At 68.8% G+C, this 26,976-nt stretch carries 28 protein-coding genes; 11 read left to right on the forward strand and 17 right to left on the reverse strand.

Annotated features, from left to right (window positions below; translation table 11 throughout):
- Positions 1-146 precede the first annotated feature (146 nt).
- Together leuD and leuC are read right to left on the reverse strand one after the other, a co-directional pair.
- Positions 147-752 (reverse strand): 3-isopropylmalate dehydratase small subunit, encoded by a 606-nt coding sequence (gene leuD, locus T8T21_RS11530; protein ID WP_322335696.1) that lies wholly within the window; start codon positions 750-752, stop codon positions 147-149.
- The gene (gene leuC, locus T8T21_RS11535; RefSeq protein ID WP_322335697.1) at positions 752-2,155 is read right to left on the reverse strand and encodes a 3-isopropylmalate dehydratase large subunit; all 1,404 of its coding nucleotides are present in this window, start codon (positions 2,153-2,155) and stop codon (positions 752-754) included. The genes leuD and leuC overlap by 1 nt, the downstream gene beginning before the upstream one ends.
- 279 nt (positions 2,156-2,434) lie before the next feature.
- Here leuC and T8T21_RS11540 point away from each other — a divergent pair, with 279 nt between their 5' ends.
- From T8T21_RS11540 to T8T21_RS11580, 9 genes are all read left to right on the forward strand, one after another.
- Positions 2,435-3,859 (forward strand): mechanosensitive ion channel family protein, encoded by a 1,425-nt coding sequence (locus T8T21_RS11540; protein ID WP_322335698.1) that lies wholly within the window; start codon positions 2,435-2,437, stop codon positions 3,857-3,859.
- Between the two features lie 86 nt (positions 3,860-3,945).
- Positions 3,946-4,383 (forward strand): ribosome silencing factor, encoded by a 438-nt coding sequence (gene rsfS / locus T8T21_RS11545; protein ID WP_407660050.1) that lies wholly within the window; start codon positions 3,946-3,948, stop codon positions 4,381-4,383.
- Entirely contained in the window at positions 4,383-4,853 is a 471-nt protein-coding gene (gene rlmH / locus T8T21_RS11550; RefSeq protein WP_322335699.1) for a 23S rRNA (pseudouridine(1915)-N(3))-methyltransferase RlmH, read from the forward strand. Before rsfS ends, rlmH begins: the two co-directional genes overlap by 1 nt.
- A 72-nt stretch (positions 4,854-4,925) precedes the next feature.
- Positions 4,926-6,440 (forward strand): 2,3-bisphosphoglycerate-independent phosphoglycerate mutase, encoded by a 1,515-nt coding sequence (gene gpmI / locus T8T21_RS11555; protein ID WP_322335700.1) that lies wholly within the window; start codon positions 4,926-4,928, stop codon positions 6,438-6,440.
- Positions 6,437-7,555: a murein hydrolase activator EnvC family protein gene (locus T8T21_RS11560; protein WP_322335701.1), complete on the forward strand. Its 1,119-nt coding sequence runs from the start codon at positions 6,437-6,439 to the stop codon at positions 7,553-7,555. The genes gpmI and T8T21_RS11560 overlap by 4 nt, the downstream gene beginning before the upstream one ends.
- 58 nt (positions 7,556-7,613) lie before the next feature.
- A complete protein-coding gene (locus tag T8T21_RS11565) occupies positions 7,614-9,005 on the forward strand; it encodes a S41 family peptidase (protein ID WP_183470173.1) in 1,392 nt (463 codons plus the stop codon).
- On the forward strand, positions 9,002-9,484 hold the full coding sequence (locus T8T21_RS11570) for an RNA pyrophosphohydrolase (protein WP_322335702.1): 483 nt from the start codon (positions 9,002-9,004) through the stop codon (positions 9,482-9,484). The genes T8T21_RS11565 and T8T21_RS11570 overlap by 4 nt, the downstream gene beginning before the upstream one ends.
- Before the next feature lie 17 nt (positions 9,485-9,501).
- Positions 9,502-9,951 carry a hypothetical protein gene (locus tag T8T21_RS11575; RefSeq protein WP_322335703.1) on the forward strand — a complete coding sequence of 150 codons (450 nt, stop codon included), beginning with the start codon at positions 9,502-9,504 and terminating at the stop codon, positions 9,949-9,951.
- Positions 9,948-10,478, forward strand: a complete 531-nt coding sequence (locus tag T8T21_RS11580; RefSeq protein ID WP_322335704.1) for a GNAT family N-acetyltransferase — start codon at positions 9,948-9,950, stop codon at positions 10,476-10,478. Before T8T21_RS11575 ends, T8T21_RS11580 begins: the two co-directional genes overlap by 4 nt.
- Positions 10,479-10,494: 16 nt before the next feature.
- Here T8T21_RS11580 and T8T21_RS11585 read toward each other — a convergent pair whose 3' ends face one another.
- The 9 genes from T8T21_RS11585 to dapD form a co-directional block, all read right to left on the reverse strand.
- Positions 10,495-11,751, reverse strand: coding sequence for a lytic murein transglycosylase (locus T8T21_RS11585; protein ID WP_407660134.1), 1,257 nt, complete (start codon positions 11,749-11,751; stop codon positions 10,495-10,497).
- A gap of 94 nt (positions 11,752-11,845) precedes the next feature.
- Entirely contained in the window at positions 11,846-13,360 is a 1,515-nt protein-coding gene (locus tag T8T21_RS11590) for an FAD-dependent oxidoreductase (RefSeq protein ID WP_322335705.1), read from the reverse strand.
- Positions 13,361-13,415: 55 nt separating this feature from the next.
- Positions 13,416-15,680 (reverse strand): ribonuclease R, encoded by a 2,265-nt coding sequence (gene rnr / locus T8T21_RS11595; RefSeq protein ID WP_322335706.1) that lies wholly within the window; start codon positions 15,678-15,680, stop codon positions 13,416-13,418.
- A 54-nt stretch (positions 15,681-15,734) separates the two neighbouring features.
- Positions 15,735-16,163 carry a GNAT family N-acetyltransferase gene (locus tag T8T21_RS11600; RefSeq protein ID WP_183470160.1) on the reverse strand — a complete coding sequence of 143 codons (429 nt, stop codon included), beginning with the start codon at positions 16,161-16,163 and terminating at the stop codon, positions 15,735-15,737.
- Positions 16,160-17,308, reverse strand: coding sequence for a succinyl-diaminopimelate desuccinylase (gene dapE, locus T8T21_RS11605; protein ID WP_322335707.1), 1,149 nt, complete (start codon positions 17,306-17,308; stop codon positions 16,160-16,162). Before dapE ends, T8T21_RS11600 begins: the two co-directional genes overlap by 4 nt.
- Positions 17,309-17,381: 73 nt before the next feature.
- Positions 17,382-17,747 carry a hypothetical protein gene (locus tag T8T21_RS11610; protein ID WP_183470156.1) on the reverse strand — a complete coding sequence of 122 codons (366 nt, stop codon included), beginning with the start codon at positions 17,745-17,747 and terminating at the stop codon, positions 17,382-17,384.
- A gap of 104 nt (positions 17,748-17,851) precedes the next feature.
- Entirely contained in the window at positions 17,852-18,109 is a 258-nt protein-coding gene (locus tag T8T21_RS11615) for a GlsB/YeaQ/YmgE family stress response membrane protein (RefSeq protein ID WP_322337488.1), read from the reverse strand.
- 79 nt (positions 18,110-18,188) lie between these two features.
- Entirely contained in the window at positions 18,189-19,220 is a 1,032-nt protein-coding gene (locus T8T21_RS11620; RefSeq protein WP_322335708.1) for a sodium:calcium antiporter, read from the reverse strand.
- Positions 19,221-19,346: 126 nt separating this feature from the next.
- Complete coding sequence (gene dapD, locus T8T21_RS11625) at positions 19,347-20,180, reverse strand: 2,3,4,5-tetrahydropyridine-2,6-dicarboxylate N-succinyltransferase (protein ID WP_322335709.1); 834 nt, start codon at positions 20,178-20,180, stop codon at positions 19,347-19,349.
- Positions 20,181-20,270: 90 nt separating this feature from the next.
- On the opposite strand from dapD, the gene T8T21_RS11630 reads away from it, so the two are divergent.
- Positions 20,271-21,122 carry an LOG family protein gene (locus T8T21_RS11630; protein WP_322335710.1) on the forward strand — a complete coding sequence of 284 codons (852 nt, stop codon included), beginning with the start codon at positions 20,271-20,273 and terminating at the stop codon, positions 21,120-21,122.
- A 106-nt stretch (positions 21,123-21,228) separates the two neighbouring features.
- On the opposite strand, the gene T8T21_RS11635 is transcribed toward T8T21_RS11630, so the two are convergent.
- From T8T21_RS11635 to serB, 6 genes are all read right to left on the reverse strand, one after another.
- Positions 21,229-21,441, reverse strand: coding sequence for a hypervirulence associated TUDOR domain-containing protein (locus T8T21_RS11635; protein ID WP_322335711.1), 213 nt, complete (start codon positions 21,439-21,441; stop codon positions 21,229-21,231).
- Positions 21,442-21,497: 56 nt separating this feature from the next.
- On the reverse strand, positions 21,498-22,295 hold the full coding sequence (locus tag T8T21_RS11640) for a hypothetical protein (protein WP_322335712.1): 798 nt from the start codon (positions 22,293-22,295) through the stop codon (positions 21,498-21,500).
- A 39-nt stretch (positions 22,296-22,334) separates the two neighbouring features.
- Positions 22,335-23,522, reverse strand: coding sequence for a 23S rRNA (adenine(2503)-C(2))-methyltransferase RlmN (gene rlmN / locus T8T21_RS11645; RefSeq protein WP_183470145.1), 1,188 nt, complete (start codon positions 23,520-23,522; stop codon positions 22,335-22,337).
- Between the two features lie 112 nt (positions 23,523-23,634).
- Positions 23,635-24,174, reverse strand: coding sequence for an invasion associated locus B family protein (locus T8T21_RS11650; protein ID WP_322335713.1), 540 nt, complete (start codon positions 24,172-24,174; stop codon positions 23,635-23,637).
- A 213-nt stretch (positions 24,175-24,387) separates the two neighbouring features.
- Positions 24,388-24,711 carry a YciI family protein gene (locus T8T21_RS11655; protein ID WP_322335714.1) on the reverse strand — a complete coding sequence of 108 codons (324 nt, stop codon included), beginning with the start codon at positions 24,709-24,711 and terminating at the stop codon, positions 24,388-24,390.
- Between the two features lie 73 nt (positions 24,712-24,784).
- Complete coding sequence (gene serB / locus T8T21_RS11660) at positions 24,785-25,657, reverse strand: phosphoserine phosphatase SerB (protein WP_322335715.1); 873 nt, start codon at positions 25,655-25,657, stop codon at positions 24,785-24,787.
- 159 nt (positions 25,658-25,816) lie between these two features.
- On the opposite strand from serB, the gene T8T21_RS11665 reads away from it, so the two are divergent.
- Positions 25,817-26,971 carry a phosphoserine transaminase gene (locus T8T21_RS11665; RefSeq protein ID WP_322335716.1) on the forward strand — a complete coding sequence of 385 codons (1,155 nt, stop codon included), beginning with the start codon at positions 25,817-25,819 and terminating at the stop codon, positions 26,969-26,971.
- The last annotated feature ends 5 nt before the right edge of the window (positions 26,972-26,976 follow it).

Raw genomic sequence — 26,976 nt, forward strand, 5'->3', positions numbered from 1 at the left:
GGGGGGATGCCCTACCAGCGGTGGGTATATATGACTTTACGTCATATTCTTTTGGATTGGGCCCTACGAAAAATGGGGCGACCCCGGCGGGCCGCCCCATTCTTGTCCGAATCATCGCCGGCCCGCGCCGGCGCGTGCTGCCTTAATCAGACCCAGGGACGGGCCTGCGCGGCTTGGCTTTCAAAACTGTCGATCGCGGCGGCCTTCTCCATGGTCAGGCCGATATCGTCGAGCCCCTCGAGCAGGCAGTGCTTGCGGAAGGGGTCGACGTCGAAGTGGAAGCTCTCGCCCTCCGAGGTGGTCACGGTCTGGTTCTCGAGGTCGATGTCGAGCCGGGCATTGGCGCCCTTCTCGGCGTCGCGCATCAGCACCTCGACCTGCTCCTCGGGGAGGGTGATCGGCAGGATGCCGTTCTTGAAGCAGTTGTTGAAGAAGATGTCGGCGAAGCTGGTCGAGATCACGCATTTGATCCCGAAATCCTTAATCGCCCAAGGCGCGTGCTCGCGCGAGGAGCCGCAGCCGAAATTGTCGCCGGCAACGATGATCTCGGCGTTGCGGTAGGCCGGGTTGTTGAGCACGAAATCCGGGTTCTCGGAGCCGTCGTCGAGGTAGCGCATCTCGGCGAACAGGTTCACCCCGAGCCCCGACCGCTTGATGGTCTTGAGGAACTGCTTGGGGATGATCATGTCCGTGTCGATGTTGACCAACGGCATCGGCGCGGCGATGCCGCTGAAGCTTTCGAACTTGTCCATCACATCATCTCCCGCACGTCGGTCAGGTGTCCGGTGATCGCGGCGGCCGCCGCCATCGCCGGGCTCATCAGGTGGGTGCGCCCGCCCTTGCCCTGGCGCCCCTCGAAGTTGCGGTTCGAGGTCGCGGCGCAACGCTCGCCGGGGGCCAGCTGGTCGGGGTTCATCGCCAGGCACATCGAGCAGCCGGCAAGGCGCCATTCGAAGCCCGCCTCCTTGAAGATGTCGGCCAGGCCTTCTTCCTCGGCCTGGGCGCGCACGAGGCCCGAGCCGGGCACGACCATGGCGCGCATGCCGTCCTTAATCTTCTTGCCCTTGAGGATCGCGGCCGCGGCGCGCAGATCCTCGATCCGGCCGTTGGTGCAGGAGCCGATGAAGACCGTGTCGATCTTGATCTCCTTGAGCGGCGTGCCAGCCTTGAGGCCCATGTAGTCGAGCGCGCGCTTCGCGGCCTCGACCTTGCCACCCTTGAAGGCGGCCGGATCCGGCACGACGTCGGTGATCGGCAGCACGTCCTCGGGCGAGGTGCCCCAAGTGACGACCGGGGCGATATCCTCGCCGCGGATGGTGACGACCTTGTCCCAATGCGCGTCGTCATCGGAATAGAGCGTCTTCCACCACTCCATCGCCGCTTCCCACTGCGCGCCCTTCGGCGCATGGGGCCGGCCCTTGACGTATTCGAAGGTGGTCTCGTCGGGCGCGATCAGGCCGGCGCGGGCGCCGCCCTCGATCGCCATGTTACAGACCGTCATCCGACCTTCCATCGACAGCGCGCGGATCGCTTCGCCGCAATACTCGATGACATAGCCGGTGCCGCCGGCGGTACCGGTCTTGCCGATCACCGACAGGGTGATGTCCTTGGCGGTGACGCCCGGCGCGAGCTTGCCGGTGATCTCCACCTTCATGTTCTTGGACTTCGACTGGATCAGCGTCTGCGTGGCGAGCACGTGCTCGACCTCGGAGGTGCCGATGCCATGCGCCAGCGCGCCGAAGGCGCCATGCGTCGCGGTGTGGCTGTCGCCGCAGACCACGGTCATGCCGGGCAGGGTCCAGCCCTGTTCGGGGCCGACGATGTGGACGATGCCCTGACGGATATCGGAGACCGGGTAGTAGTTGATCCCGAACTCGCGCGCGTTCTTGTCGAGCGCCTCGACCTGGATCCTGCTGTCCTCGTTCTCGATGACCTTGTCGCGGCCCTCGGTGGTGGGGACGTTGTGGTCCGGCACGGCGATGGTCTTCTCGGGCGTGCGCACCTGGCGGCCAGCCATGCGCAGCCCCTCGAAGGCCTGCGGGCTGGTCACCTCGTGCACGAGGTGACGGTCGATATAGAGCAGGCCGGTGCCGTCGGCATCCTGCTGGACGAGGTGGGCGTCCCAGATCTTGTCGTAGAGTGTCTTGCCGGTCATGGAGTGGTCCTCTTGCGGCTGGATATGTGTGACGGGCGCGCTGGCGCCGGGGGTCGTGCGGGCGCGAAAGCGCCCCGCCGCGTCAGAGTCGCGCGAGGATCGTGCAGGTCGCGCCAAAGAACCGCCAGGGCAGCCGCGCGCGATCATCCATGTCGAAGACCCGTGTCATGGCGTCCAGATACTCCTTCGGACCCTGCGGCACAAGAGCCTGTGCAGCCGCTGGACCGGGGGGGCGGGGCGCTACATTCTGCGGACAGTCGAACGGGCAGGGGATGGGTGATGGAGCCGAAGACGGGCGTGGACGAGGTGGCCGGGACCGCGGCGCAGGAAGCCGAGGCGGCCGCCGTCGAGATGGCCCGTCAGGCCGAGGAGGCGCCCGAGGTGATCGCCCAGGCGGCGACCGATCTGGGCGACCGGCTGCTCGCGGATGCCGAGCGGGTGGCGCAGGGCGTGATGCAGCCCTGGAACGCCTGGCAGCTGGTGATCGTGCTCGGCGTCTTCGTGCTGGCGCATCTGGGCCGGGCCTGGCTCGGGCCGAAGCTGCATGACTGGATGCGGCACCGCACGGGCTGGCCGCGCTGGCGGATGCGCTACGCGGTGACGCTGCACCGGCGGCTGCGCGGGGTGCTGTTCGTGCTGCTGCTGTGGATCGCGCTGGCGGTGGTGCGGCAGATCGACCCCGGCGGCGGGGCCGGGGTGCTCAGGATCGTGGCCAACCTCGCCACCGGCTGGCTGATCGTGGCGCTGGTGGCGCGGATGATCGTCAACCCGATCCTGCGCGGCATCGTGCGCTACGGCGCCTGGAGCTGGATCACCCTGCGCATCCTCGACCTGACGGAGGAGACCTCGCGGCTGCTCGACAGCCTGTCGATCCAGACCGGCGATCTGCGGATCTCGGTGCTCCTGGTGCTCAAGGCGGCGCTGGTGCTGGGCGTCGCCTTCTTCCTGGCGCGGCTGCTGGCGCGGACCTCGGCGCACCGGATCGAGAGCAATGCCGAAATCAGCCCCTCTATGCAGGTGCTGGCGGTGAAGCTGTCGCAGCTGCTGTTCTACGGCATCGCGGTCTTTGTCGGGCTGCGCGCGGTGGGGGTGGACCTCACCGGTCTCGCGGTGCTGTCGGGCGCGATCGGCGTGGGTCTCGGCTTCGGCCTGCAGAAGGTGGTGTCGAACCTCGTCTCGGGCCTGATCATCCTGCTCGACAAGTCGATCAAGCCCGGCGACGTGATCTCGCTGGGCGAGACCTTCGGCTGGATCTCGACGCTGGGCGCGCGCTACGCCAGCGTCGTCACCCGCGACGGCAAGGAATACCTGATCCCGAACGAGGACCTGATCACCACGCAGGTGGTCAACTGGACCCATTCCGACAACTCGGTGCGGATCGACATCGCCTTCGGCGCCTCCTATGGCGACGATCCGCATCTCGTGCGGCGGGTGGCGGTGGCCGCGGCGGCGGGCTGCGGACGAGTTCTGGAAAAGCCCGCGCCGGTCTGCCATATCACCGCCTTCGGCGATTCGAGCGTGGATTACACGTTGCGCTTCTGGATCGACGACGCGACGGCGGGACTCACCAATATCCGCGGCGACGTGTTCCTCGCCTTGTGGGACGCGTTCAAGGCCGAGGGCATCTCGATTCCCTTTCCGCAGCGCGAGGTTCGGGTGCTCGATGGCTCCGCCTTGCAGGTCGCGCAACGCACTGCCGAGTGATCGGACGAGAGGGGCGGGATCGTTGAAAACGGCCACCCCCCTTGCTACATTGAAACCATGCCTGGCGCCGGGGCAAAGTCGGCGGCGTGAAACCGGAGGATGATGACCTGTCCCTTTCCACCCATGCGGCGCAAGCCGCTTCCCGGGGCGCGGGCCTGATGGCCGGGGCGCCCTCCGCGACGAGTGAAACGCTGCTCGCAGCAATCCTCGCTTCCCTCGATGACGACAAGGCCGAAGAGATCGTGCAGATCGATCTGCGCGGACGCTCGGAGATGGGCGATTACATGGTGATCGCATCGGGCCGCTCGACCCGCCAGGTCGCGGCCATTGCCGAGCATCTCACCGACAAGCTCAAGCAGGAGTTCGGCGTGCTCTCGAAGACCGAGGGCAAGGAGACCGGCGACTGGGTGCTGATCGATACCGGCGACGTGATCGTTCACGTGTTCCGGCCCGAGGTGCGCGAGTTCTACCAGCTGGAGAAGATGTGGGCGCCCCAGGGGGCGGCCGCCGACGCCTTCCGCTGATGCGCGTGAGGATCTGCGCGGTGGGCCGGATGAAAGCCGGCCCCGAACGCGCTCTGGTTGATGACTATACTGCCCGGTTCGACCGGACCGGGCGGGCGCTGGGCCTCGGTCCGCTCGCCGTCTCCGAGGTCGACGACCGCAAGGGCGGCGGCATGGCCGCCGAGGCGGCGCTGCTGGAGCGCGCGATCCCGCAAGGCGCGGTGATCTGCGCCATGGACGAGCGCGGCCGCCAGATGACCTCCCCCGATTTTGCCGAGATGCTGGCCGGTTGGCGCGACCAGGGTCGTTCCGAGGTCGCCTTCGTGATCGGCGGCGCCGACGGGATCGACCCGGCGCTCAGGTCGCGCGCCGACGCCATGCTCTCCTTCGGGCCGATGGTCTGGCCGCACATGCTGGTTCGGGCGATGCTGACCGAGCAGCTCTACCGCGCCGCCTCGATCCTCGCGGGCGCGCCCTATCACCGGGTCTGAGCCGGGGCCCTCGGTGGACAAACGGGGCGCTTTGGCTCAGGACTTGCCCGACCCATTGCAGGAGGCCCCCCGATGACGACACCCAAACCCGTGGTCCTGTGCATCCTCGACGGCTGGGGCCTGCGCGCGGCGCGCGAGGGCAACGCGCCCGCATTGGCCCGGACCCCCGCCTTCGACCGGATCATGCAAGGTCCGAACGCCACGTTGGTGACGCATGGGCCGGATGTCGGGCTGCCTTCCGGGCAGATGGGCAACTCCGAGGTCGGTCACACCAATATCGGCGCCGGGCGGGTGGTCGCCATGGATCTCGGCCAGATCGACCTCGCGGTCGAGGATGGCTCCTTCCACGACGCCGAGGCGATCGTCGATTTCGCCAATACCCTGCAGGATTCGGGCGGCACCGCGCATCTGTTCGGTGTCGTCTCGGATGGCGGCGTGCACGGCCATCTCGATCATATCGTGGCGTCGGCCAAGGCGCTGCGCGACCGTGATGTCGCGGTGACGATCCACGCCATCACCGACGGGCGCGACGTCGCGCCCTCCTCGGCCGACGCCTATGTCGAGGACCTGCTGCAGAAGCTGCCCGAGGGCACGCGGATCGCCACCGTGATCGGCCGCTACTTCGCGATGGATCGCGACAACCGCTGGGACCGGGTGAAGACCGCCTACGAGGCCATCGTGACTGGCAAAGGCAACCGCGCCGAGGATCCGCTCGCGGCGGTGAAGGCGGCCTGGGATGCCGGCAAGACCGACGAGTTCATCCCCGCCACGGTGATCGGCGACTATGCCGGCATGCAGCCGCAGGACGGGCTGTTCTGCCTCAACTTCCGGGCCGACCGGGCGCGCGAGATCCTCGCCGCCATCGCCGATCCGGAGTTCGATGGCTGGGATCGCGGCGAGGCCCCGGCGCTGGCCGCGCGGCTCGGCATGGTCGAATACTCCGACAAGCATGTCGCCTGGTACGAGACCGTGTTTCCCAAGCGCGACATCGCCAACACTCTGGGCGCTTGGGTCGCGTCCAAGGGGCTGCGGCAGTTCCGTCTCGCCGAGACCGAGAAGTACCCGCATGTCACCTTCTTCCTCAACGGCGGCAAGGAAGAGGCCGAGCCGGGCGAAGACCGCTTCATGCCGAAATCGCCCAACGTCGCCACCTATGACATGCAACCCGAGATGTCGGCCGGCGAAGTGACCGAGAAGTTCGTCGAGGCGATCGGCCAGGGCTACGACCTGATCGTCACCAACTTCGCCAACCCCGACATGGTCGGCCATACCGGCGATCTCGACGCCGCGATCCGCGCCTGCGAGGCAGTGGATCAGGGTCTTGCGCGGGTCTGCGAGGCGCTGGAGCAGGCGGGCGGCGCGATGATCGTCACCGCCGATCACGGTAATTGCGAGATGATGATCGACCCCGAGACCGGCGGGCCGCACACCTCGCACACGCTGAACCCGGTGCCGGTGGCGCTGTTCGGCGGGCCCGAGGGTGCGCGGCTGCGCGACGGGCGGCTGGCCGATCTGGCGCCGACGCTGCTGGACCTGATGGGCCTCGACCTGCCGCCCGAGATGACCGGGCGCAGCCTCATCGAATGAGGTCGGCGCTCGCCCTCGCGCTGGCGCTGCTCGCCACGCCGGCCGCCGCGCAGGACACCGCCACCGCGGCGCGCGAGGCCGCCGCACGTCTCGCCGCGGCCTCCGAGCAGCTCGACGCGGCGCAGGCGGCGCGCGACCGGGTGGCCGCGCTGACCGAGACGGTGCGCGCCTACGAGATCGGTCTCGAGGCGCTGCGCGACGGGCTGCGGCGCGCAGCGATCCGCGAGCGGGCCATCGCGGTGGAACTCGACGCGCGGCGCGAGGAGATCGCGGCGCTTTTGGGCGCGCTGCAGGCGATGTCGCGCGCCCCGGCGCCGGCCTTGCTGCTGCACCCGGCGGGGCCGCTGGGCACCGCGCGGGCCGGTCTGATCGCCGCCGAGGTCACCCCGGCATTGCAGGCCGAGGCCGAGAAGCTGCGCCTCGACCTGCAGGAGGCGGCCGATCTCGCGGCCCTGCAGCAAAGCGCGATCGTCACGCTGGAAGAGGGGCTTGCCGGGGCCCAGGCCGCGCGCAGCGCGCTCTCCGAGGCGATCTCTGAGCGCACCGACCTGCCGCGCCGTTTCACCGAGGACCCGGTCGCCACGGCGCTGCTGATCGCCTCGACCGACACGCTCGACGCCTTTGCCTCCGGGCTGGCGCAGACGGTGGATGCCGAACTATCGGCCAACGCGCCGGATGCCAGCGATCGCAAGGGATCGATTCCGCTGCCGGTGCAGGGACAGGTGCTGCGTGGCTTCGGGCAGGCCGACGCCGCCGGGGTGACCCGGCCCGGCCTCGTGATCGCGACCGCGCCGCGCAGCCTCGTCACCACGCCGGTCGCGGCGACGCTGCGGTTCCGCGGTGAGCTGCTCGATTACGGCAATGTCGCGATCCTCGAGCCGGCGGCAGGGGTTCTGGTGATTCTGGCCGGGCTCGCGGAGGTCTATGGTACCCCGGGAGAGATCCTGCCCGAGGGCGCGGCGGTGGGTCTGATGGGCGGAGAGCTGCCAGCCCCGCACGAAATCTTGACCGAAACGGCGCAGGGCGGTGGCGCGCCGCGCCCGGAAACGCTTTATCTGGAAGTGCGGGAGGGCGACGCGCCGGTCGACCCCGCCACGTGGTTCGTGTCCGGCTGATCTGCCGGGGGCACGACGGAAACGGCCGCAGCGCCGGAAACGAGAGGGAAGGTCGCGCATGAGGAAACTGCTACTGGCCGCGCTGGGCGGAACCGCGCTCGGGCTGGTCGTCACGACGCAGGTGGCCGGGCCGCTCGTCGCGCAGGAGGCCGAGCGCAACGCCAGCGTCTACGAACAACTCGACCTGTTCGGAGACATCTTCGAACGGATCCGCGCCGAATATGTCGAGGAAGTCGAGGAGAGCGAGCTGATCGAGGCCGCGATCAACGGCATGCTGACATCGCTCGACCCGCATTCCTCCTACCTGTCGCCCGAGGACGCCGCCGACATGCGCACCCAGACGCGCGGCGAGTTCGGCGGCCTCGGGATCGAGGTCACGCAGGAGGAGGGGATCGTCAAGGTCGTCTCGCCGATGGACGGCACTCCCGCCGACGCCGCCGGCATCCTCGCCGGTGACTTCATCACCGCCGTCGATGGCGAAAGCGTGCTCGGTCTGACCCTCGACGAGGCGGTCGACCTGATGCGCGGGCCGGTCGGCTCCGAGATCATCATCACCGTGGTGCGCGAGGGCGAGGAAGAGCCCTTCGACGTCTCGATCATCCGCGACACGATCAAGCTCAACGCCGTGCGCGCCCGGACCGAGGGCGACACCATCGTGGTCCGCGTCACCACCTTCAACGACCAGACCTATCCCGACCTGAAGAAGGGTCTGGCCGAGGAGATCGAGAAGGCGGGCGGGCTCGACAATGTCAACGGCGTGGTGCTCGACCTGCGCAACAACCCCGGCGGCCTGCTGAACCAGGCGATCTACGTCTCCGACGCCTTCCTCGAGGCGGGCGAGATCGTCTCGACTCGTGGCCGCGACGTAATCCAGTCCGAGCGCAACAATGCCACCCCGGGCGACCTGATCGACGGCAAGCCGATGGTGGTGCTGGTCAATGGCGGCTCCGCCTCGGCCTCCGAGATCGTCGCCGGCGCGCTGCAGGACCACCGCCGCGCCATCGTCGTCGGCACCCAGAGCTTCGGCAAGGGCTCGGTCCAGACGGTGATGCCGCTGCGGGGCGAGGGCGCGATGCGGCTGACCACGGCGCGCTACTACACGCCGTCGGGTCGCTCGATCCAGGCGCTGGGCATCTCGCCCGACATCATCGTCGAGCAGCCCCGGCCCAAGCCCGTCGCGGAGACCGAGGAGGAGAACACGACGCCGCGTCCGCTGCGTTCGGAGGCCGATCTGCGCGGCAGCCTCGACAATGACAGCCTGACCGAGGACGAGATCAAGCAGCTCGAGGCCGACCGCGAGCGGGCCGAGAAGGCGGCGGAACTGCGCGAGCAGGACTACCAGCTCGCCTACGCGATCGACATCCTCAAGGGCCTCTCCGCCCTCGGTCCCCGTTCGCTGCCCGATCCCGAGAAGCGGGCCGAGGCCGCGGAGGAGGAGGAGGCGCAGTGAGGCCATCCAGCATCGCCGCGCTGCCGTTCCGCCCCTGCGTGGGCGTCATGCTGGTCAATGCCGAGGGCAAGGTCTTCGTCGGCCAGCGGATCGATCGCGACCAGAATGCCTGGCAGATGCCGCAGGGCGGCATCGACCCGGGCGAGGACGTGACCGGGGCGGCGCTGCGCGAGCTGCGCGAGGAGACCGGCGTGACGCCCGACAAGGTGATCATGGTAGCCCAGACCGAGGAGCCGCTGCGTTATGATCTGCCCGCCGACGTGGTGCCGCATATTTGGGGTGGCCGCTATCGCGGCCAGGCCCAGACATGGGTGCTGATGCGCTTCACGGGGCGGGATTCCGACATCGACATCTCCACCGAGCACCCGGAGTTCAGCGCATGGAAATGGATCGACCCCGCCGAGCTGGTCTCGGCCATCGTGCCCTTCAAGCGGCGCGTCTACGAACAGGTTCTGGAGCAGCTCGGGCCGCTGGTCTGAGCCTTGTTCTGGCGGCGGTGGCGCAACCCGCCACCGCCCTGTCCTGCCTCGTGCCCGACCCGATCCGCAGCTTCGCGGAGATCCACGCCGCGCCCGAAAGCTACCGCGCCTATGTCGGCAGCTTCGCCTTCGACGCGGACAAGCTGCCGCCGATGCAGGATCTGTCGCAGCCGGTGACCGCGACCCCGAATCCGGTGCCGGCCGAATTCGCCGGTCGCCAGCTCGGGCCGACCGGCTTCGACACGCCGGTGGAGGCGCCGATGATCCTGCAACCGTCCTGCGCCGGGCCTTGGTGTGGCAGCCTGTCCCCCGGCGACGAGGTGCTGGTCTTCGCGCGCGAGGAGGACGGGCAGCTGATCGTCGATCTCGAACCCTGCCCGGGCAAGGTGCAGGGCGCGCCGGATGCCGCCATGCGCGAGAGGCTGGCCGCATGCATGCGCGGCGAGGATTGCCTGCCGGACCCATGAGCGAGATGCCCGTCCGGATCGAGCCGATCTCCCCGAAAGATGTCGAGGATTTCCGCGCGGCGCTCGATTCCGTGGCGCGGGAGAGGCTCTACCTCGCGGCCTTCGAGGCGCCGCCGATCGAACAGGTGCGCGCCTTCGTCGAAACCAATCTGCGCGAGGGCAACCCGCATGTCGTGGCCCGCGGTGGTGATCGTCTCGTGGGCTGGTGCGACATTACCCGCCATCGCTCGCCGCTGCGGACGCATTGCGGCGTGCTCGGCATGGGGGTCGTGGCCGGGCATCGTAGCGCCGGGATCGGGCGGGCGCTTCTGGGCGCCGCACTGAGCGCGGCGCGGGCGGCAGGCATGCTGCGGGTCGAGTTGGAGGTGCGCGGCTCCAACACCCCGGCCATCGCGCTCTACGAGCGGATGGGCTTTCGCCATGAGGGACGAAAGATCGCCGCCTGCCGCTTCGACGGGACGACCGACGACATGCTGATCATGGGGCTGGTCTGGCCGGAGCCGGGGCCTGCGAGGGTGGCGGGCTGAACCGCCACCCCGGCGTTCAGCGCAGCCGCTTGAGCAGCGACTCCGAGGCGAAGCCGTCGACCGGCAGGCCGTTGACCTGCTGGTAGCGGCGGATCGCGGCGGTAGTGTTCGGGCCGATGATGCCGTCGGCGCCGCCGGTGTCGAAGCCCAGCGCTGTCAGGCGGCGCTGCACCTCGGAACGCTCGGCCCGGTTCAGCGCCCGACCGGTGGCCATCGGCGTGCGGAACGGCCCGGCTCCGGCGATCCGGTCGCCCAGATGACCGACGCCGATCGCATAGGCGTCGGCGGCGTTGTAGCGCTTGATGACGTCGAAGTTCTTGAAGGTCATGAAGGCCGCGCCCTGCGCGCCCTCGGGCACCAGGATTTCGGCCGCGCCGAAATCGCCGATCCGCCCGCCGGTCGCCGCCTGCACGCCCAGCGCCTGCCATTCGGCGGCGCTCTTCTTGGTGCCGCCGGCAAGGCCGTAGTTGAAGCCCGCGGGCAGCACCACCTCGACGCCCCAGGGCTGGCCCCGGCGCCAGCCGAAGCTGGAGAGGTATTTCGCGGTCGAGGCGAGACCGTCGGTCGGGTCGTCCGACCAGATGTCGCGCCGTCCGTCGCCGCGGAAATCGGCGGCATAGGCCTCGTAGGAGGTGGGGATGAACTGGGTGTGGCCCATCGCCCCGGCCCAGCTGCCCTTCATGTTCTCGGGGCTGACATCGCCGTTCTGCAGGATCTTGAGCGCCGAGGTGAGCTGCTGCTCGAAGAAGCGGCCCCTGCGGCCCTCATAGGCGAGGGTCGCGAGCGCCGAGACCACGGGCACGTCGCCACGCCGCTTGCCGAAATTGCTTTCCATGCCCCAGACCGCGAGCACGGTCTGCCGGTCGACGCCGTAGCGGGCCTCGATCTCTGAGAGCAGGCTCGAATATTGCGACAGCATCGCCCGGCCGGTCTCGACACGAGTATCGGAGGCGGCGGTGGAGAGGTACTCGCCCAGAGTCTTGGTGAACTCGGCCTGGTTGCGGTCCTTCTCGATCACGCCGGGGATGTAGCCGGCGGAGGCGAAGGCGCGGTCGAAGGTGGCGCCGGAGACGCCGGCCGACAGCGCGCGCGGGCGGTAGCCTGCGACCCAGTTCGAAAAACCGGCATTGGGGCGGGGGCGCATGTTCTCGTCCATCTTTTCCGCGCGGGCGGGGGGGCGGAGCGAGCTGTCGAGGGGTCCGGAGACCGCCCCGCACGAGGCCAGCGCCGCGAGTGCGAGACCCAGAAGGCCCGCCCGTCCAAATGTCGTCAAGTTCCGCACCGACTGCTCCTTTTCGTTTGTGGCAGCACTACCGCGATGCAGGTGAGTCGCCACAGGGGCGCGGCGCCGGGCGGCGGGAAATCGCCTAGAGCGGTAGCGGCCCACCGACGCGCGCCATCTCGGCATGGGCGCGGGCGATCTCGGCGTCGCGGCCCGCCCCGAGCAGCGCCATGACCCGGCCGTCCCGGATGAAGCGCGCGACGAAATCGCCGGATGCCTCGCCGTCGATGCGGATCTCGTCCCAATCCTCGGCATGGCCGAGATAGCGGTATTGCCGGCCCAGCGCGGTCCAAAAGAAGGGGATGTCCGGCGCGCCGGTGTCGTGTCCCAGCATGGCCCGCGCCGCGCGCGCGCCGTGCTGGCGCGCGAGCCGCCAATGCTCGATCCGGGTGCGGCCCCATGGGGTTGGCAGGCGGGCGACGTCGCCCGCGGCCCAGACCCCCTCCAGCCCCTCGACGGCGAGGTCAGGGCCGGTGGCCAGCCCGCCATCATCCTCGGGCGACAGCCCCTTGATATCGGTGGCGGGCCGCACCCCGATGGCGAGCAGAACCAGATCGGCGTCGAGCCGGGTCCCGTCCTCCAGCCGCACCGACGCGACCCGGCCGTCGCCCTCGAACCCCGCAACTTTCGCGCCGGTGACGAAGCGCACGCCCTTGGCCTCGTGCTCGGCCATGATCGCCCGGCCCACCGCTTCGCCGACGACTCGGGCCAGCGGCACCGCTTCGCGCAGCGCGACGGTGACCTCGAGCCCGCGCTTGGCAAGGCTCAGCGCCGCCTCCATGCCGGTGAAGCCGCCGCCGACCACGACCGCCCGGCGCGCCGTTCCGGCGTCGCGGGCCAGCATCTCGCCCTCCTGGCGGGAACGCAGGTGGTGCAGCCCGCCCAGATCGCTGCCGGGCAGGTCGAGGCGGTTGGCAGTGCCGCCGGTGGCGATCAACAGCGAATCGTAGCCATGGACCGCGCCGGTTTCGGTACGGATCTCGTGCCGGGCCGCGTCGATCGCCGCGACCCGGCCCTCGATCAGGTCGATGTCGCGCGCGGCCAGCGCCTCCGGCGGCGTCAGGGTGAGATGACGCGGCAGGTCGCCCGTGGCCAGCACCGCCTTGCTGAGCAAGGTGCGGTCATAGGGCGGTTGTCCCTCGGGCGAGATCATCGCGATGCTGCCCTCGAAGCCCTCCTCGCGCAGGGTCAGCGCGCAGGCATCGGCGGCGGCGCCGGTGCCCGCGATGACGACGCGCCGGCTGTCCGCGCCGCGCCGCACATGCGCCGGGGCGGGATGCGGATCGGTGTCTTCGGGGATCTCCACCGTCACCCGCCCATCCGCGATGGCGACCGCGTAGCGGGCCAGGTCGCCATGGCCCGGCGGTTGGGTCTGCCGGCCGGTCGAGACGTCGAAGCAGGCATGGTGGAACGGGCAGATCAGCCGGTCGCCCTCCAGATGCCCCTTGGAGAGGGGCAGCCCGAAATGCGGGCAGGCATGGGCCAGCGCCGTCACCTCCGACCCGCGCCGGATCACCAGGATGGCGGTCTCGCCCGCCATCCCCTTGATCGGGCGGTCCTCCTCGAAATCCTCGAGCGTGCCGATATCGTGCCGTGCCATGTCGCCCTCCGCCGGTAGCTCTGGGCGAACCGGCGGAAGGACGGGTGGTTCCGGCTCAGCGCTTGCGCGTGACCTTGCGCTTTTCCTTCTTGGCCTTGGCCGCCGCCTTCTTCTTGGCGGCGCCGAGCTTGCGCTTGGCCGGTTTGCCGGAGCGGCGGGAAGGGCCGCGCGGCATGGTCGCGCCGTCGATCTCCACCAGCTCCGCGATCAGCCCGCCGGAGATCGGCGCGGCCTCCACGAGGCGCGCGGTGACGCGCTGTCCCAGCGCGATCACCCGGCCGCTGTCCGAGCCCATCAGGGTCTGGTCCTCGGCGTCGAAGTGGAAGAACTCGTTGCCCAGCGAGCGGATCGGCACCAGCGCGTCGGCGCCGGTCTCGTCGAGCTTCACGAAGACACCGAAGCGGGCGATGCCGCTGATCCTTCCGGGAAGCTCCGCGCCGATCCGGTCGGACATGAAGGCGGCGAGGTAGCGGTCGGTGGTGTCGCGCTCGGCCAGCATCGAGCGGCGCTCGGTGTCCGAGATCTGCTTGGCGGTGGCGTCGAGCTGTTCGATGTCGACCGGCGAGAGCCCATCCTTGCCCCAGCCATGGGCCGAGATCAGGCCGCGATGCACGATCAGGTCGGAGTAGCGCCGGATCGGCGAGGTGAAATGCGCGTAATTGGCGAGCGCCAAGCCGAAATGCCCGAAATTCTCGGGGTTGTAATAGGCTTGGGTCATCGAGCGCAGCGTGGCGAGGTTGATCAGCTCGTCGGTCTCGGTGCCCTCGGCCTGGGCCAGCAGCCGGTTGAGATGCGCGGTCTTGAGCACTTGCCCCTTGGCCAGCACCAGCCCCGCCCCCTTGGCCACCTCGCGCAGCGCGTCGAGCTTGTCGGGATTGGGCTCTTCGTGGACGCGGAACAGCAGCGGCGTGCGCTTGGCGATCAGCGTCTCGGCGGCGCAGACATTGGCCAGCACCATGAATTCCTCGATCAGCCGGTGCGCGTCGAGCCGGTCCTTGAAGGAGATCGAGGTCACCTGGCCCATCTCGTTCAGCTCGATCCGCCGCTCGGGCAGGTCGAGCTCCAGCGGCTGGCGCCGGTCGCGGGCCTTCACCAACGCCGCATAGGCGGCCCAGAGTGGGCGCAGCACCGTGTTGAGCAGGGTGGCGGCGCGGTCGCTGGGCTGGCCGTCGATGGCCTCCTGCGCCTCCTCGTAGGAGAGCGAGGCGGCCGAGCGCATCAGCGCCCGTTCGAAGCGGTGGTCGAGCTTATGGCCCTCGGCGTCGATGCGGATGCGCAGCGCGATCACCGCGCGCGGCACGCCCTCGTGCAGCGAGCAGAGATCCCCCGAGAGCCGGTCGGGCAGCATCGGCACCACCCGGTCCGGGAAATAGGTGGAGTTGCCGCGCTTGCGCGCCTCGCGGTCGAGCTCGGATCCCGGCGTGACGTAGTGGGCGACGTCGGCAATGGCGACCCAGAGGACGTGGCCGCCCTCGTTGTCGGGCGCGTCGTCGGGCTGGGCCAGCACCGCGTCGTCATGATCGCGCGCATCCGACGGGTCGATGGTGACGAGCGGCAGTTCGCGCAGATCCACGCGGCCCTTGAGTCCGGCGGGCTTCATCTTGTCGGTCTCGGCCAGCACCGCGTCGGGGAAATGGTCGGGGATGCCGTGCTGGTGGATCGCGATCAGCGAGACGGCGCGCGGGGCGGAGGGATCGCCGAGCCGCGAGGTCACGCGCGCCTTGGGCAGGCCGAGCCGGCCCTTGGGGCCCGACTGCTCGGCCTCCACGAGCTCGCCGTCCTTGGCGCCGTGCTCGGCCCCGGCGGGGACGATCCACTGTTTGTCGACGCCCTTGTCGATCGGCATGATGTGCCCGCCCTCGGAGCTCTTCTTGAAGATGCCGAGGATGCGCAGCGGGTTGGTGCCGATCTTGCGGATCAGCCGCGCGGTGTAGTCCTGATCCTCGCCCGGGGTGGCGGTGAGCTTGGCGAGGATGCGGTCGCCCGCGCCCAGGCTCGCATCGCTCTCGCGGAGCAGGATCAGGACGGTCGGTTCGGCGCCCTCGCCATGCCACTCCAGCGGCCGCGCCCAGAGATCGCCATCCGGATCGGGCGGCAGCACCGAGAGCACCGAGACGGGCGGCAGCCGGTCCGGGTCGCGATAGGTCCGGCGTTTCTTCTGGAGATGCCCCTCATCCTCGAGATCGCGCAGCAGGCGCTTGAGGTCGATCCGCGCCGCGCCCTTGATGCCGAAGGCACGGGCGATGTCGCGTTTGGCGGTCTGGGTCGGGTTGTCGGAGATCCACTGCAGGATCTCCTCGCGGGAGGGCAATCTGTTCATGCGCAGCAGGTAGCACGCACATGGGGGGTCGTCACGCGATCACGTGGCGAAGCCTCAGTGGTCGAGCCGCTTCTCCATGTCGCGATGCGGGATGCCGGCATCGTCGTATTCGGGGCCATAGGCGGTGTAGCCGAGCTTCTCGTAGAAGGGCAGGGCCTGGGTCTGGGCCGAGAGGTAGAGCCGGGTGACGCCGGGCCGCGAGCGCAGCGCCTCCTCGGCCTGGCGCATGATCGCGGCGCCAAGCCCGGTGCCGCGATGCTCGCGCAGCACCGCGACGCGGCCGATCTTGCCGGTTTCGCCCCGGATCAGCAGCCGCGCGGTGCCGGCGGGCTTGCCGTCGCAGGTGGCGATCAGGTGAATCGCCTCGGCGTCGAGCCCGTCCATCTCGTCGGCTTCGGAGACGTTCTGCTCCTCGATGAAGACGGTGCGGCGCAGCGCGTGGCAATGGGTGAGGTCGGTGGTCTCGGTGATCTCGTGTTTCACGTGAAGTAGTCCTTGAGGATACGGGCATAGACCGATTTCAACCGCTGGATCTGGGCGATCTCCACCCGCTCGTCGACCTGATGCATGGTCTGGCCGACGAGGCCGAACTCGACCACCGGGCAATGGGCCTTCACGAAGCGCGCATCCGACGTGCCGCCGGTGGTCGACAGCGCCGGGCGCAGCCCGGTCTCGGCCTCGACCGCGCCCGCCACCAGTTCCGACAGCCGGCCCGGCGGGGTCAGGAAGGCTTCGCCGGAGACCTTCACCTCGAGCCCTATCTCCACGCCGAACTCCTCGGCCACCCAATCGGCCTCGGCGCGCAGCCATTCGGTCAGCTTGGTGCCGCTGTGCAGGTCGTTGAAGCGGATGTTGAGCGTGGCGCGGCACTGGCGCGGAATCACGTTGGTGGCCGGGTTGCCGGTGTCGATGGTCACCACGGCCAGCGTCGAGGCGTCGAAATGCTCGGTGCCCTGGTCGAGCGCGTGGCTCGACAGGTGGTCGACCAGCCGCGCCATCGCCGGGATCGGGTTGTTGGCGCGGTGCGGATAGGCGGAATGGCCCTGCACTCCGGTGACGGTAAGAAAGGCGTTGAGCGAGCCACGCCGGCCGATCTTGATCATCTCGCCGAAGGTCTCGGGGCAGGTCGGCTCGCCCACGAGGCAGACATCCATCCGCTCGCCCGCATCGTCCATCCAGTCGAGCAGCGCGGTCGTGCCGTCGCGGGCCTCGCCCTCCTCGTCGCCGGTAATGGCGAGGATCACCGCGCCCTCGGGGGGCGTCTCGCGGACGAAGTCGATGGCGGCAGCGACGAAGGCCGCGACGCCCGATTTCATGTCGCAGGCGCCACGGCCATAGAGCTGGCCATCCTTTTCCTCGGCACCGAAGGGATCGACCGACCAGTCGTCGCGATTGCCCACCGGGACGACGTCGGTGTGACCGTTGAATCCGAAGGTCTTGGTTGCACCCTTCTCACCCCAGCGGGCGAAGAGGTTGACGACATCGCCGCGATCGACGCGGGTGCAGTCGAACCCGGCCGCCTCCAGCTCCTGCTGCAGCAACACCAGAGCGCCGCCCTCCTCGGGCGTGACCGAGGGGCAGCGGATCAGCCGCGCGGTCAGGTCGGCGGGGTCGATGGTCTGGGGCATCCGGTCACTCCTTCGATTGGCGAAGGGGTAGCGCGGGGCGGGCATGGTTTCAATCTCGCCCGCTCGGACGCGATCAGTGCACCGTGTCGGAGCCGCCCTTGGCGTCCTCGTAGAAAGGGGTCATCTGCGCCACGATCACCGAGTTCTCCTCGAGGGCGCGGCCCATCAGCGCGCGCTCCTCCTCGTCGATGTCGTGGCCCTCGGCGAGGCGCTCGTCGAGCGTGCCGTAGCCGGTGACGTCGAGCGGCGCGAGATCGGCCTGCTTGAGGATGGCCACGGTCTCGCGCACCGCCTCGGCCTCGTCCACGCCCGAGGCGTAGCACATCAGCGCGGCGCCGGTCGCGCCCTCGGGCAGCCCGTCACCGTTCTTGCGGCCGACCTCGACCAGCAGCGTGTAGACCTGCTGCTCGCGCTTCGGCTTGTCCTTCTTCTCGGCCATGGCGCCCTCCATCTGCTGGGCCTGCAGGTGGCACCCAAGCGCCCCGGACGCAAGACCCCGCGCCGTTGCCGGCGCGGGGTCCGAAGCCGTCATCGTTCAAAGCGTCAGGCGCGTTTGCCGCGCACCAGCCGCGCCAGGAAGATCAGGATGCAGGCGCCGATGAAGCCCGCGATCAGTGATCCCCAGAAGCCAGAGAGTCCATCGCCCATAACTAGGGCCAGCAGCCAGTTGAATAGCAACGCACCGAGAATGCCGAGAATGATGTTCATTAACAGGCCCATATCGGCCTTCATGAACTTCTCGGCCAGCCAGCCGGCGATCGCGCCGATGATGATGGCCGTGAACCAACCCACACCGCTCATGTCGTGCACTCCAGTAATCCGACCGGTCCCCCCGGTCCTTCATGTTCTGAACACGCGAAGGTGAGGTTGCGTTCCGAACCTATCCGTTCAGCACTTCGATCGTGGCCGCGATCCCATAAACCGCGAGCATCGCGACGCTTTCGAAGCCGATCCGGGCCGGGCCCTCGCGCTGCCGGGCGATCAGGCCGGCCAGCAGGATGCCAGTCATCAGCAGGCCGGTGCCCAGCCAGTAGAGGTCGGTGGTGCCGACCGCGTGGTAGAGGGAGCCCTCGCGCAGGCTGACGTCAGAGATCACCAGGAACAGCGTGTCAAAGGTGTTGCCGCCGATGATGCCGCCCACGGCGAGCTGCAGCGCGCCGCGCCGCACCGCGACGATGGTGGTGACGAATTCGGGCAGCGAGGTGACGACGGCGGTGATCAGCGAGCCGACGAGGCTCGAACGCAGGCCGAAGCGTTCGATGAAGGTGCTGCCGACCTGCGCGATCACGAAGCCGCCCAACCCCATCACCGCGACCAGAGCCGCGAAGCGCAGCGCCGGACCGGTGACGGAGCGGCCCGCCTCGTCGTCATCCTCGGGCTCGTCGGTGCGGGTCTCGGAGGTCATCACCGGCCGCCACATCGGCTTCTCCGAAACCCGGGCCGAGACGCGCACGCCGTAGAGATAAGTGAGAAACAGCGCCACCGAGACGGGGTGCACGCCGAAATAGGCGACCTCGGGCCCGGCGATGGCGCAGAGCGGCAGGCTGAGCAGGATCATCAGCATCACCGCCTGGAACAGGTTGGCCGGTTCGGCCGCGGCATGTTCGAGATTGGCGCGCCGGTAGATCAGGTCGGCGATGGCGAGAAACAGGGTCTGCGCCGCGATTCCGCCCACCGCGTTCGAGAAGGCGAAGGAGGCGTCGCCGTTCAGCGCGGCGTTGACCGAGACCACCACACCGGCCAGCGAGGTCGCGCCGCCGAGGATGATCCCGCCCGCCATCGCCTCACCCATCCGGGTCCGGTCGGCGATGATGTCGGCCAGCCGCGTGGCCCGGATCGAGGAGAAGATGACGGCCGCTGCAGCAAGGGCGAAGGCGACCAGAAGAAGCGGAAGGGGCAGGTTCTGGATCATGGCGGCCCAAGCGCATGGGCGGGAACGGGGTTCCGCCCATCGGGCCGGTTTCGCGAATCCGGTGCCATTGATACCAAAAAGGGGCGCCGTGGCGCCCCTTCTCTTCGATGGTTGTTGCGCCGCGGCTCAGTCGCGCAGCAGCTCGTTGATGCCGGTCTTGGAGCGGGTCTGGGCATCGACCTTCTTGACGATCACGGCGCAGTAGAGGTTCACGCCGCCCTTGGAGGGCAGCGAGCCCGAGACCACGACCGAGTAGGGCGGGATCTCGCCATAGGTGACTTCGCCGGTCTCGCGGTCGAAGATCTTGGTCGACTTGCCGATATAGACACCCATGCCGAGCACCGAGCCCTCGCGCACGATGCAGCCCTCGACCACCTCGGAACGGGCGCCGATGAAGCAGTTGTCCTCGATGATGGTCGGGTCGGCCTGCAGCGGCTCGAGCACGCCGCCGATGCCGACGCCGCCCGACAGGTGCACGTTCTTCCCGATCTGGGCGCAGGAGCCGACCGTGGCCCAGGTGTCGACCATCGTGCCCGAATCGACATAGGCGCCGAGATTGACGAAGGACGGCATCAGCACCACGCCGGGCGCGATATAGGCCGATTTGCGGACCACGGCGTTGGGCACCGCGCGGAAGCCCGCGGCGCGCCAGCGGTTCTCGCCCCAGCCGGCGAACTTGCTGTCGACCTTGTCCCACCAGCCGCCGCCCTGCGGGCCACCGGCCTGCATCTCCATGTCCTTGATGCGGAAGCCCAGCAGCACCGCCTTCTTGGCCCATTGGTTCACGTGCCAGTCGTTGCCGCGCTTTTCGGCGACGCGCAGCGCGCCGCTGTCGAGCGCGTTCAGCGTGTCGAGGATCGCCTCGCGGGTTTCGCCACCCGTGGCGGGGGTAATCGTGTCGCGCGCCTCCCAGGCGGCCTCGATCGCGGTTTCGAGCTGGGCGGTGTCGGTATCGGCCATGGGATGGGCTCCGGTTTGTGATGCGGCTCGGGGGCGGCTATAGACCGGATGCGGTAATCGGCGCAACGCGCCCTAGGGTAAGGGACCGGCATGACCAAGGACAGACGACACCTGATGCGCGACAGCCAGGAGGACCAGCGCACCGCAGGGCAGGTCCCGCAGACGCCGCAGACCACCTCTCCCTCCTACCGGCTGGCCTTCACCGACGAGGATTTCCTGCTGCGCGACGACCTGCGTCCGGTCCGCTGGCAGCTCGAACTGCTCAAGCCCGAGCTGCTGATGAACGAGGCCGGGGTGCATTCGACCGTGGTGCTGTTCGGCGGCGCGCGTATTCCCGAGCCCGCCAAGAAGCACACGGCGCGCACGCAGACGCTGGCCGACCTCTCGGCGTTCTACGAGGAGGCGCGGCTCTTCGCGCGGCGCGTCACCGAATGGTCGCTGGAGACCGGCGGCAGCGAGAACGTCATCGTGACGGGCGGCGGCCCGGGCGTGATGGAGGCGGGCAACCGCGGCGCGGAGGAGGCGGGCGGCCGCTCGGTCGGGCTCAACATCGTGCTGCCGCACGAGCAGGCGCCCAACCCCTATGTCACGCCGGAGCTGGCGTTCAACTTCCACTACTTCGCGATCCGCAAGATGCATTTCCTGATGCGCGCCAAGGCGGTCTGCGTGTTCCCCGGCGGCTTCGGCACGCTCGACGAGCTGTTCGAGACGCTGACGCTGATCCAGACCGGGCGGATGAAGCGCGTGCCCTTCCTGCTCTTCGGCCGCGCTTTCTGGGAGAAGATCGTGAACTGGGAGGCGCTGGCCGAGGCCGGCACCATCGCCGAGGAGGATCTGCAGCTGTTCAAGTTCGTGGAAACCGCCGACGAGGCCTTTGAGGCGATGCGCAGCTGGACCCATGCGGGCGAGCGGCGCGAGCATATCCCCGGCCGGGCGGAATAACGCTCTACCGCGAAGGGGCGCCTTCGCGGCAGGGTGAGGGCGGGGCACGCCGCTCCACCTCACCCTTCCGAGCTTGCGCGCCCGGCTGGTTTGACCCGTCGCGCCCTCAGGCCTTGGACAGTTCGGAGCCGCTCTTGAGCACCTCGTCGCCATCCTCCTGCTCGATCAGGTAGGCGGGCTCGTCCTCGCTGGCGTTGCGGGTGATCTCGGAGCCCTTGATCGTGCGGGTGATCTTGCGCGTGTAGACCTTGGTGATCTTGCCGCTACCGGTGCCGTTGGCCCAGTTCCACGTCACCCTGTCACCTGTCGAATAGCTCATGGCCGTGCCTCCGCTGCGGGGATGCACGGCCAACTGGCCAGACGGGCGGCGGTTCCTCAGGCGGTGGCGCGGGGCTTGGCGCCGGTCTGACCCTGGCGCGCCTGGTTCGCGGCCTGGGCCAGCATTCGCAGCTCGGCCTGGTTGCGCCCGATCCGCATGCGCAGCGCTTCCGGCAGCTCCTCGACGGATTTGCCCTTGGCCTGCTCCGCGAGGTCGCGGGTCTGCGCCATCAGTGCGGTGGCGCGCATCTCGCGGTTGGCCTTGGTGCGCGCGGGCACCAGGAAGAGCGGCGTCAGCGTCTTCAGCTCGGGCTTCTCGGCGATCAGGGCGTCGTAGCCTGCCTGGTCGTGGATCGCCGTGATCTCGTGGTGAAAGCCGATCTGTCCGGGCACCAGAAGATAGGCCTGCAGGTTCCGGCTGGCGTTGCGAAGCCGCAGCACCGAGTGCTCGACATGCATCCTCACCGTGAAGGAGGCCACCGGGCGGAGCGGGTCGAACTCCTTGGGCAGGATCTTCTGCGGCATGCCCAGAAGCCGCGCCATCGCCTTGAGCACGTCGATGGTCGACTTCACGTTCAGCGCCTTGAGGAACCGCTCACCGGAGGTGCGCGAGGCGCTCTCGTTCTTCTCGGCGCCCTCGCCCTTGGGCACGAAGAAGGAGAGGCCGTTGGCCAGCGGGATCGCGCCGTTCTGGGTCACGGGGCCGGTGTTCTTGCCCTCCTGCGCGGCCGCGTCCCAGGCATAGACGTCGCGCCAGACCGCCTTGGCGATCACCGGATCGCCGAGGATCGCCTCCCGCAGGGCGGGCTCCACCGCCGTGACCTCGAACTCGATCCCGTTGAGCTTGATCTTCACCGCTCTCTCCCCCTGATGGCGCCCGGTTGGTCCGGCACCTTATCCCTGTACTTCGGCCGCGATCTCGGCGCGGCTCTTGCGGGCGCGCTCGGTCGCGGATTTGAGCTGGCCGCAGGCGGCCATGATGTCCTCGCCGCGCGGCGTGCGGATCGGGCTTGCATAGCCCGCCTTGTAGATGATGTCGGCGAAGGCGTGGATGCGATTGTTCGACGAGCGCTGGTAGGGCGAGCCGGGCCATTCGTTGAAGGGGATCAGGTTGATCTTGGCCGGGATGCCCTCGATCAGCTTGACCAGGCGGCGCGCATCCTCGTCGCTGTCGTTCACGTCCTTGAGCATCACGTATTCGAAGGTGATGCGCTCGGAGTTCGACAGCTTGGGATAGGATTTCAGCGCCTCGAGCAGCTTCTCGATGTTCCACTTCTTGTTGATCGGCACCAGCTTGTCGCGCACCTCGTCGGTGGTGGCGTGGAAGCTGACGGCGAGCATGCAGCCGATCTCTTCGGCGGTGCGCGCGATCTCGGGCACGACGCCGCTGGTCGACAGCGTGATGCGACGGCGCGACAGGGCGATGCCCTCGCCATCCATGGCGATCTTCATCGCGTCGCGCACGCCCTCGAAATTGTAGAGCGGCTCGCCCATGCCCATCAGCACGATGTTCGACAGAAGCCGGGTCTCGTCCTTGGGCGCGCCCGGCTGCGGCCACTCGCCGAGGTCGTCGCGCGCCAGCATCACCTGGCCCACGATCTCGGCCGGGGTCAGGTTGCGGACCAGCTTCTGGGTGCCGGTATGGCAGAACGAGCAGGTCAGCGTGCAGCCCACCTGGCTGGAGATGCACAGCGTGCCGCGATCCTCTTCGGGGATGTAGACCGTCTCGACCTCGTGGCCGCCGGCGATCCGGACCAGATACTTGCGGGTGCCGTCGGAGGAAACCTGCTTGGAGACGATCTCGGGCAAGGAGATGACGAAGTTGCGCGCCAGCAGCTCGCGATACGGCTTTGCGAGATTGGTCATCGCGTCGAAATCGCGCACGCCCCAGTGGTAGATCCACTGCCAGATCTGGTTCACCCGCATCTTCGCCTGCTTCTCGGGCGTGCCGGCCGCGATCAGCGCATCGCGCATCGCCTCGCGGCGCAGGCCGACGAGGTTGGTCGGACCTTCCGGCGCCTTGCGCGGGATGGTGTGGACGTCCTGGGTGATGGGGGCGGTCGGTGTGACGGGGGCGGTCATCGGGGGTACCTCGGGGCCGGGGCTGCCCGGCTCATATGGGAAAGCGGGCCCGGTCATCAAGGAAAACCGGACCCGCTCTCATGTCATGGGGCCGCCCCGGAAGGGCGGTGGATCAGCTGGTGCAGCGCTTGGCGGCCTCGTCCACGGCCGCGGTGAAGCCCAGCAGCGAGAAGGTGTCCTTGGTCTGGGTGCCGCGGCCGGACACGCCGGTGAGCACGGCTTCGGCGCCGCGCTTCATCGCCGCGACGATGGCCGCGTCGTCCTGCGGCGTCGCGGGCCAGGCCCAATCGCCTTCGGTGAAGAGCTGGAAGTCCTGCCCGCCGACTTCAAGCGTCACGGTCGAGCCGGACGCGAAGGGGTAGCCGCCGGTGAAGGTCACCTGGCCGTTCACGCCCTGCGCCGGGCGATAGAACACGAAGAGCAGCGTCTCGCCGCGGTTCACGGTGACGGGCTGGCCGTCCTTGGTGTTGAGCTGGCTCTTGGGGGCCGAGACGCCAAAGCATTCGACCGGATCGGTTTCCTGAAACACGCTCCAGTCGGTCTCTGCGGCGACGCGGTTCGACGCCTCCTGCGCGACGGCGCTCGTGGCGGCGGCGGCGATGAGCGCACCTGCCGTCAGGGACCCGAACGCGCGGAAAAGTCGTGACATCATGTAGCAGCCTCCAGCTGTCTGGCCTCTTGGATGCCCCCGGCGCCTTTTCGACTGGAAGGGGCGGGTTCAACTCGATGGCCAGAGGCTTACCAAGATTCCCCGGCTTTGTGAAAGCCCCGCGCGCTCACGTCTTTGCGCGGATATCCGCGCAAAGCGCCCGGCGAAAACCGCCGGGCGGAACCGTGGCGTCAGCGCAACGCCACGGTGGCCGATTTACATCTGGATCGCTTCGCAGACCTCGACGCTGCCGCCATCGGCGACCATCGGGCAGTCCTTGGCCATGGCGATCGCCGCGTCGATGTCGGGCGCGGTGACGAGCGTGTAGCCATAGACGGGGTTGGCACCGCCGTCATGGGTCACGCCGCTCTGGCTCACGGTGTGCGATTTTCCGGCGGGGGCACCCTCGTCGACGATGTTGTCGCGGATGCCGTCCATCCAGCCCTGCCAGCGGGCCATCGCCTCGCGGCCCGCCTCTTCGCTCTCGGGCGGGCCCATCCCGTTGCCGTGGTAGATATACATGAAACGCTTGTCGGTCATGTCGTCCTCCCAGGTGACGCGGGGCGGGTCTGCCCCTGCGTCAGTGTCGGGCCACGAACCGAGTCGCGCAAGATCAAATGGCGAACATTTCCCGGCGATAGCCTTGGATGTAGAGCAGCGCCGTCAGGTCGCCGTGATTCACGCGGACCTCGCATTGCTCGGCCACCACCGGCTTGGCGTGCAGCGCCACCCCGGTCCCGGCGAGGCCGAGCATGCCGAGATCATTGGCGCCGTCGCCCACCGCGATGACGTCATCCGGGGTGATTCCCAGCCGCGCGGTGATCTCGTGCAGCGCCTGCACCTTGGCCTCCCGGCCGAGAATCGGGCGGGCCACCTCGCCGGTGAGTTTGCCGCCCGCGGCCAGCAGCGTGTTGGCGCGATGCTCGTGAAAGCCCAGCGCCTCGGCCACGTTCTCGGTGAAGGCGGTGAAACCGCCCGAAACCAGCGCCGCGTGGCCGCCATTGGCCTTCATCGTGGCGATGAGCTCGCGACCACCCGGCATGTGGGTGATCCGCTCCGACAGCACGCGGGCGATCACCGCCTCGTCGAGATCCTTGAGCAGGCCCACGCGCTCGATCAGCGCGCCCTCGAAATCCAGCTCGCCATTCATCGCGCGCCGGGTGATCTCGGCCACGCGCTCGCCCACGCCCGCCTCGGCGGCCAGCTCGTCGATGCATTCCTGCTGGATCATCGTGCTGTCCATGTCGGCGAGCAGCATCTTCTTGCGGCGGCCTTCGGTCCGCTGGATCACCAGATCGACGCGCGCCTGCTGCAGATCGGCCCAGACGTCCCACCGATTGTCCGGCATCGACGGGAGGCCGAACTCCACCGCCTCGCCCGGCGACAGCCAGTCGAGCGCGCTGCCGCCCCAGGCACTGCGCAGGTTCTCGGCGAGAATCGGATCGAGCTGGGTACCGGGGGCGGAGAGAAGGAGCGCGGTGAACATGGGGGAAAGTTTCCGATAGTGGCGCGGGATGGCCCGCTTGCGACGTTTGGCGGTGCCTTAACGGCAATTTCCCCGTTGTGAAAGCGCGTCGGGGGGCGTATCTGCGGCGACGGGACACCTCTCCCCAACGAGAGGCGCTTATCTGCAAGGATACCAGCAATGGTCAGCACGACTCCGGACGTTCGTCCGTCGAATCCGCGATTCTCCTCCGGCCCCTGCGCCAAACCCCCCCATTGGAGCCTCGACAAGCTCTCCGACGCGCCGCTCGGCCGCTCGCACCGCGCCGCCATCGGCAAGTCTAAGCTCGCCGCCGCGATCGAAGAGACGCGCGAGCTCCTCGGCATCCCCGCCGATTACCGGATCGGCATCGTGCCCGCCTCGGACACCGGTGCCGTCGAGATGGCGATGTGGTCGATGCTCGGCGCCCGCAAGGCCACCATGGTCGCCTGGGAAAGCTTCGGCGCGGGCTGGGTCACGGATGTCGTGAAGCAGCTGAAGATCGACGCCGAGGTGAAGACCGCCGATTACGGCCAGATCGTCGACATGGCCTCGATCGACTACGACACCGACGTCGTCTTCACTTGGAACGGCACCACCTCCGGTGTGCGCGTGGCCTCAGGCGATGCGATCCCGGCCGATCGCGCGGGCCTGACCATCTGCGACGCCACCTCGGCCGCCTTCGCGCAGGAGCTGCCCTGGGACAAGCTCGACGTCACCACCTTCTCCTGGCAGAAGGTGATGGGCGGCGAGGCCGCGCATGGCATGCTGATCCTGAGCCCCCGCGCCGTCGAGCGGCTGGAGAGCTACACCCCCGCCTGGCCGCTGCCGAAGATCTTCCGCATGACCAAGGGCGGCAAGCTGATCGAGGGCATCTTCAAGGGCGAGACGATCAACACGCCGTCGATGCTCTGCGTCGAGGATTACCTCGTCGCGCTGGCCTGGGGCCGCGAGGTCGGCGGGCTGGAGGGGCTGAAGGCCCGCGCTGACGCCAATGCCAAGGTCATCTGGGATTTCTGCGACGCGCGTCCCTGGATCGCCAACCTCGCCGAGGACCCGGCCACCCGCTCGAACACCTCGGTCTGCCTGAAGTTCACCGATGAGCGCATCAAGGACGGGACCGCCTTTGCCAAGGCTGTGGCCAAGCGGCTCGAGAAGGAGGGCGTGGCCCTCGACATTGGCGCCTATCGCGACGCCCCGGCCGGCCTGCGCATCTGGTGCGGCGCCACGGTCGAGACCGCCGATCTCGAGGCGCTGATGCCTTGGCTCGACTGGGCCTTCGAGGCCGAGATCGCGGCGCAGGCCGAAGCCGCCTGATCCCC

It is taken from the genome of Limimaricola variabilis (genome assembly GCF_034371605.1).
GTDB lineage: Bacteria > Pseudomonadota > Alphaproteobacteria > Rhodobacterales > Rhodobacteraceae > Limimaricola > Limimaricola variabilis.